Origin of the sequence: Kitasatospora sp. LaBMicrA B282, assembly GCF_050325825.1 — a bacterium.
In the GTDB taxonomy this organism is placed as follows: domain Bacteria; phylum Actinomycetota; class Actinomycetes; order Streptomycetales; family Streptomycetaceae; genus Kitasatospora.
Genome location: NZ_JBNQTI010000290.1, coordinates 1 through 5,772 on the forward strand (window position 1 = coordinate 1; position 5,772 = coordinate 5,772).

The 5,772-nt window shown below is 74.2% G+C and carries 6 protein-coding genes and 1 pseudogene; 1 reads left to right on the plus strand and 6 read right to left on the minus strand.

Translation table 11 applies throughout. The features are described 5' to 3' along the window. The 5 genes from ACQRUO_RS38275 to ACQRUO_RS38295 all read right to left on the minus strand — a co-directional run. A partial coding sequence (locus tag ACQRUO_RS38275; protein WP_428320797.1) for a chromosome segregation SMC family protein occupies positions 1-1,422 on the minus strand: 1,422 nt, incomplete at its 3' end. 289 nt (positions 1,423-1,711) lie between these two features. Beyond that, complete coding sequence (locus tag ACQRUO_RS38280; RefSeq protein WP_428320798.1) at positions 1,712-1,915, minus strand: hypothetical protein; 204 nt, start codon at positions 1,913-1,915, stop codon at positions 1,712-1,714. Positions 1,916-2,340: 425 nt separating this feature from the next. Then, the gene (locus ACQRUO_RS38285; RefSeq protein WP_428320799.1) at positions 2,341-2,622 is read right to left on the minus strand and encodes an acylphosphatase; all 282 of its coding nucleotides are present in this window, start codon (positions 2,620-2,622) and stop codon (positions 2,341-2,343) included. A gap of 49 nt (positions 2,623-2,671) precedes the next feature. After that, a complete protein-coding gene (locus tag ACQRUO_RS38290) occupies positions 2,672-3,172 on the minus strand; it encodes a winged helix-turn-helix transcriptional regulator (RefSeq protein ID WP_428320800.1) in 501 nt (166 codons plus the stop codon). 153 nt (positions 3,173-3,325) lie between these two features. Further along, a complete protein-coding gene (locus ACQRUO_RS38295; RefSeq protein WP_428320801.1) occupies positions 3,326-4,735 on the minus strand; it encodes a hypothetical protein in 1,410 nt (469 codons plus the stop codon). A 302-nt stretch (positions 4,736-5,037) separates the two neighbouring features. Here ACQRUO_RS38295 and ACQRUO_RS38300 point away from each other — a divergent pair, with 302 nt between their 5' ends. After that, positions 5,038-5,652, plus strand: coding sequence for a DUF6542 domain-containing protein (locus ACQRUO_RS38300; protein WP_428320802.1), 615 nt, complete (start codon positions 5,038-5,040; stop codon positions 5,650-5,652). Positions 5,653-5,671: 19 nt separating this feature from the next. Here ACQRUO_RS38300 and ACQRUO_RS38305 read toward each other — a convergent pair. After that, positions 5,672-5,767: pseudogene (locus tag ACQRUO_RS38305) on the minus strand (SMR family transporter); the annotation flags it as partial. Positions 5,768-5,772 lie beyond the last annotated feature (5 nt).

Consider the following 5,772-nt stretch of genomic DNA (forward strand, 5'->3'; position numbering starts at 1 on the left):
GGCCTCGCGCGCCGCGGCCAGCGCGCGCTCGGCCTCGGCCAGCGCCGCCCCGGCCCGTTCGTGCCCGGCCTCCGACTCCTCGTCACCCGCGGTCAGCTCGGCCACCTGATCGGCCAGTTCCCGGTAGCCGGCCTGGGCCTCCGCGGCCCGATCGGCCGCCTCGTCCCGGGCGGCGACCAGCCGTTCGATCTCGGCCTGGCTGCCGGCCGCCCGGGAGGCGGCCGCGGCGGCCTGCCCCTGCAACCGGGCCAGCCCCTCGCGGCGGTCGGCCACCGCCCGGGCCGCCGCCCTGAGCCGCTGCTCCTCCTCGGCCAGCGCGCGCTCCGCCGTCGAGCGGGTCTCCACCGCCTCGGCCAGCGCGTACTGGGCCTCCTCCAACGCCTCGGCCAGCTCGGCCTCCTCGGCCCGGATCCGCTCGGCCTCGAGCGCCAGCTCCTCCGGGTCCCGGCCGCGCCGCTCCTCCTGCTGCCCGGCGCCGGCCGCGTGCCGGATCCGGGCCTCGGCCAGGTCGAGGGTGCCCCGGGTCCGCTCGACCAGCGCGGAGAGCCGGTACCAGGCCTGCCGGGTGCTCTCCAGCCGCGGGCCGAGCTGCTCCACCTGGGCCTCCAGCACCGCCTCGCGCTGCCGGGCCCGCTGCAGTTCCTGCTCCACCGTGCTGCGCCGCAGCCGCAGCGCCAGTTCGTCGGCGACCTCGGCCTGGACGGCCTGGCGCAGCGTCAGCAGGTCGTCGGCGAGCAGCCGCAGCCGGGCGTCGCGCAGTTCGGCCTGGATGCCGGCGGCCCGGCGGGCGATCTTGGCCTGCCGGCCGAGCGGTCCGAGCTGCCGGCGCAGCTCGGCCACCAGGTCCTGCACCCGGTTGAGGTTGGCGGCCATCGCGTCCAGCTTCCGCAGCGCCTTCTCCTTGCGCTTGCGGTGCTTGAGCACCCCGGCGGCCTCCTCGATGAAGGCGCGGCGGCCCATCGGGTCGGCGTGCAGCACGGAGTCCAGCCGGCCCTGGCCGACGATCACGTGCATCTCGCGGCCGATGCCGGAGTCGGAGAGCAGCTCCTGGATGTCGAGCAGCCGGCAGGTGTCGCCGTTCAGCGCGTACTCGCTGCCGCCGTTGCGGAACATGGTCCGGGTGATGGTCACCTCGGCGTAGTCGATCGGCAGGGCGCCGTCGGTGTTGTCGATGGTGAGGCTGACCTCGGCCCGGCCCAACGGGGCCCGCCCGCTGGTCCCGGCGAAGATGACGTCCTCCATCTTGCCGCCGCGCAGCGACTTGGCCCCCTGCTCGCCCATCACCCAGGAGAGCGCGTCGACCACGTTGGACTTGCCCGAGCCGTTCGGACCGACCACGCAGGTGATGCCCGGCTCGAACCGGAGCGTGGTGGCCGAGGCGAAGGACTTGAACCCGCGCAGCGTCAGACTCTTGAGGTGCACAGCGCCCGACTGTATCCGCCCGTCGGCGCGGTTTCGGGAGGGCGGGCCGTGGGCAGCATCGGACAAACGGATCACGCCGGGGGCGGGGGAAGCAGCGGCGGGCCGGTCGAGGACCAGCAGGGGTGGGGCGGGGGGAAGGTACCGGAGAACGACGAAGGGACGCCGGTGAAGGCGTCCCTGATGATCGCGTCCCGTTCGGGGTGGGGTTCACTCACGCCCGAGCGGAGCGGAACAAACATCCGCGCGCGGCAAAATCGGCCGGTTTCGGGGCCGGTCGATTGCTTGTGCTTCAGGTGAGGGCGGGCTCCCGCTGCAGGTGGCCGATGCTGTCGAGCAGGGAGTGCTCGTCAGCGACGGCGACCAGCGCGTCGTTCTCGGCCTGCATCCGAACGAGTTCGGCCTCCAGGTCCTGGACGCGCTGCTGAAGCCGCCGCATCTCGGACTGCATTCGCGGGTCGGGGCCGCCGACGTACCCGAGAAGCGCCTTTGCCATGATGTATGGTCCTCCACGCTGAGTGACCGAACCGGTACGGTACAGGTCGAGGGGAAGGGGTAACGCGCGCGCTTGCGAGTCCCAAGCAGCCGGCTTGGCTGGCCAGGTCAGGCACTGTGGATGTGCGGCCACAGGGCATGACGCTGCCCGAAATCACGGTCGCGTGCGCGGGCTTCCAGCGTCTCACCAAAGACCGTACGGGTCAACACGATCACCGCGCGCTACAACCCTGCTGTCACCTGCATGGCGGTGGACTCACGCCACGGGGAGCGGGGGAAAACCACCGATCGGATCGGTGGATCACGCACGATGCGGAGTTAACCACGAGTGGACTCGGATGGCAACCACCGTGATCGTCGGGCGAACCGGACGGGTGATCCGGCGCTGTCCGGCGCTGTCCGGCGAGGGGCCGGTCGGCCGTCCGGTCAGCGGATCTCGAAGCCGTCGTAGCCGGGACCGGTGGCGCTCCAGATCTCGGTCACCCCGCTGACCCGCCCCGGCGTGCCGGGGCCGCGGAGCAGCGCCAGCAGGCGCTCGCAGTCGGCGTGCGGGCCCTCGGCGACCACCTGGACCCGGCCGTCGCCGAGGTTGCTGGTGTACCCGGTGAGGCCGATCTCCAGCGCGCGGGCCCGGGTCCACCAGCGGAAGCCGACCTGCTGGACCTTGCCGCGCACCCAGACCGTGGCCCGGACGTCTTCGTCGTGCATCCCCCGACCCTAACCGGGGCCGACTCCCGCACCGGGGCGGGCCGCGGGCTCAGTCGACCGGACCGGTGCGGTCCCAGCCGGGGCTGTGGATGTCCAGCGCCACCGCGGACCGGGTGACCTCCTCGCCGCAGCAGCGGCAGACCCAGGCCGGGTCCAGCGGGTGCTCGGGCCGGCCGCCGCCGAGGTGGCGCAGGGTGACCGGCGGCTCCTCGACCGCCCAGCGGTCGCCCCAGACCAGCAGCGCCTGGGTGACCGGCGCGAGCTCCTGGCCGGCCTGGGTCAGGTGGTACTCGTAGCGCGGCGGGCGCTCCTGGTAGAGCCGGCGCTCGACCACGCCGGCCTCCTCCAGCGCGCGCAGCCGGGCGGTCAGCCGGTCGCGCGGGGCGCCGGTGTTGCGGACGATCCGGTCGAAGCGGTGGTTGCCGTAGAAGAGCTCGCGCACGGCCAGCAGCGCCCACTTCTCGCCGAGGACCTGCAGCGCGGCCGCGATCGAGCAGGGGCGGCCGGCCGGCTTGCCGCCGGACGGCGCGGGGTTGCTGGTGCTGGTCACGGGATTCAGCCTGCCACAGCGGGCTCCCCTTCCGGACCACGGCGGCTGCCGACCGTTCAGGCCGGCGAAGCGATCGGTTCCGGAACGGAAACGGCCGGGCCGGCCCCGGAGGAGCCGGCCCGGCCGGTCACCGATCACGGTGGACCCGGTGGGCTACCAGTCGTTGCCGCCGAAGTCCCCACCACCGAAGTCCCCGCCGCCACCGAAGTCCCCGCCACCGAAGTCGCTGCCGCCGAAGCCGCCGAAATCGGCCGGGTTGAAGTCGCCGCCGGAGAAGTCCCCGCCCTGGTACTGGTCCTGACCCCCGCCGAAACCGCCGTCGCCGCCGAAGCCACCGTCGACGTAGCCACCGTCGTAGTAGACGTCGGGCCCGGAGAAGACCGAGCCGAGCATGGTGCCGACCAGCAGGCCCGGCAGCAGGCCGGAGCCGTAGCCGCCGAAGTAGCCGCCGGCCCACGGGCCGTAGACCGGGCCGGCGTCCCAGTAGGGCTGCGGGCCGTACTCGGTCTGCACGGTGCGGATCGCCGGGTCCAGGCCGGTGGCCAGGCGGTGGGCGTCGGCCGCGCAGACCGGCACCGAGCGGGCCGCGCCGCCGGCCGGGGCCCAGTCGGCGTCCTGCACCGAGGGCCCGTGGCGCGGGTCGAAGAAGCACGGCGGCCGGCGCTCCGGCAGCGACCGGCCGGCCCGCCGGGCGGCCAGGGTGGCCAGCGAGAACCGGCCGTCCTCCAGCGCCTCGGTGACCGCCTTGACGTCCTCGGGGCGCTTGGCCTCGTCCATGGTGCGCTTGGCCCGCTCGTAGGCGTCCAGCGCGTGCTCGTAGTCGGCGCGCTGGGCGTCGTCCGCGCCGGGGGCGCCCGGGGTGAAGTCCAGCCGCTCCAGTTCCTCGCCGAAGGCGGTGATGTCCTCGTCCACCACGGTGCGCAGCGCCCGCAGTTCCGCCGCCAGCTGGGCCTCGCGGCGCTTGCGGGCCCGACGGACCAACAGGAAGGCACCGACGCCGAGCACGGCCAGCAGCACCAGCGGCACCACGATCACGGCCGCGCTGATGCCCGAGTCGCGCGCGCCCGGCGCCTGCCCCTTGACCTTCGGCGCCGCATTGGTGACGAAATCGGTCAACGTCGCGTTGATATCTCCGTGGTGGGAGTCGAACGCGGCCTGCGCGTAGTTCTGGGCGGTCTGGTTGGTCAGCGCGGCCGGGTCCGTGCGGACGGCGAACTGGGTGCCGCGCCAGACGGCGTAGACCCCGGTGATGCCGACCTTGGTGCGCAGGTCGCGGATGACCGTGTTCGCCGGGTACTGGTCGGTGGCCGGCAGCACGGCAACCATGATCGGCTTGCCGTCGTCCTTGATCGTGCGGCTCAGCGCGTCGGCCTGGGCCTGGGAGAACTGGCCGGTCATCGCGGGATCGACGTAGACCTTGCCCTGCTTGAGGGCCGCGGAGGCGTCGTCGAGCCCGCCCGCGGCGACGGCGGTGCCCGGGGCCAGCAGGAGCAGCAGTCCGAGCAGCGCCGCCAGGACCGCGCCGGGTCCGGCCACCCGGGAGCGGCGAAGAACGAATCTCATGCCGCCGACGCTACCCGGCCGCGGATCGGGGCCGACGGGCCGCGCCCCCGGGGTCGCGGGCCGCGATCCGGCCTGCGAGCCGCCAACTGTCCGGGTGGTCACGGTGGTTACGATGTCAACCAAGGAGGAGACAAAGTCCGATCAAAAGTTATTCTCTTACGCAAGCGTTACGAACTCGGCCTCTCCTCCTCCGGGACGGGTCCCGAGTCGTCCCGTCACTTGCTGGATCGCGCAACTGTCACCCGCCGGCGGCCGTCGGCTCGACCGCCGGAGACCCCGGCCGACCGGACGAGGTAGTGGACATGGCAGGCCAACGGGCGAGCACGCCCACCGGCGAGGCAGCCGACCGACTGCGCCCGCGGACCCGGGCCCGCGGCACCCGGCTGCCCTCCCCGCGGAGCGGCGCGGACGCCCCGCTGCCGACCCCGACGCCCGCGGGTCGAGCGGCCGGCCGGACCCGCGTCACGGCCCGCACCCGGACCCGCACCCGCCGCCCGAACCCGGGCGCCACCCTGCTGGCCGCGCTGGGGCTGCCGCTGATCGGCGCCTTCGCCGACGAGCTGCTCGGTTCGGCGCCGGGCGGGATCTTCACCATGCTGACCGTGCTCGGCACGGCCGCCGCCACCTGGCTGGCCACCCGGGCCGGCTGGTGGTGGGTGTTCAGCGCGATCGCACCGGTGGTGCTGGGCTGCACGGCGGGCGCCGAGCTGCTCGCCCACGGCGACCAGTACGCGGACACCAAGGCGCTGGCGACCGGCGCCGCGAAGTGGGCCGTGCACGCCTTCCCGGTGATGGGGCTGGCGCTGGGCGCCGCCGTCGTGGTGGTCGCGCTGCGGCTCGTCCAGGACCGGCGGCAGCTCGTCCAGGACCGGCGCCAGGCCCGGGCGCAGGAGCAGAAGAGGAGCCGCCGTGGCTGACCGCACCGGCCCCGACCGCGGCGACGGCCGCCGTCCCCGCACCCGACCAGACGGCGTACGCCACCGAGACCGGTATGTGCTTCAGCGCCTGGCCGAGCAGCGCGAAGGAGAGCACGTAAC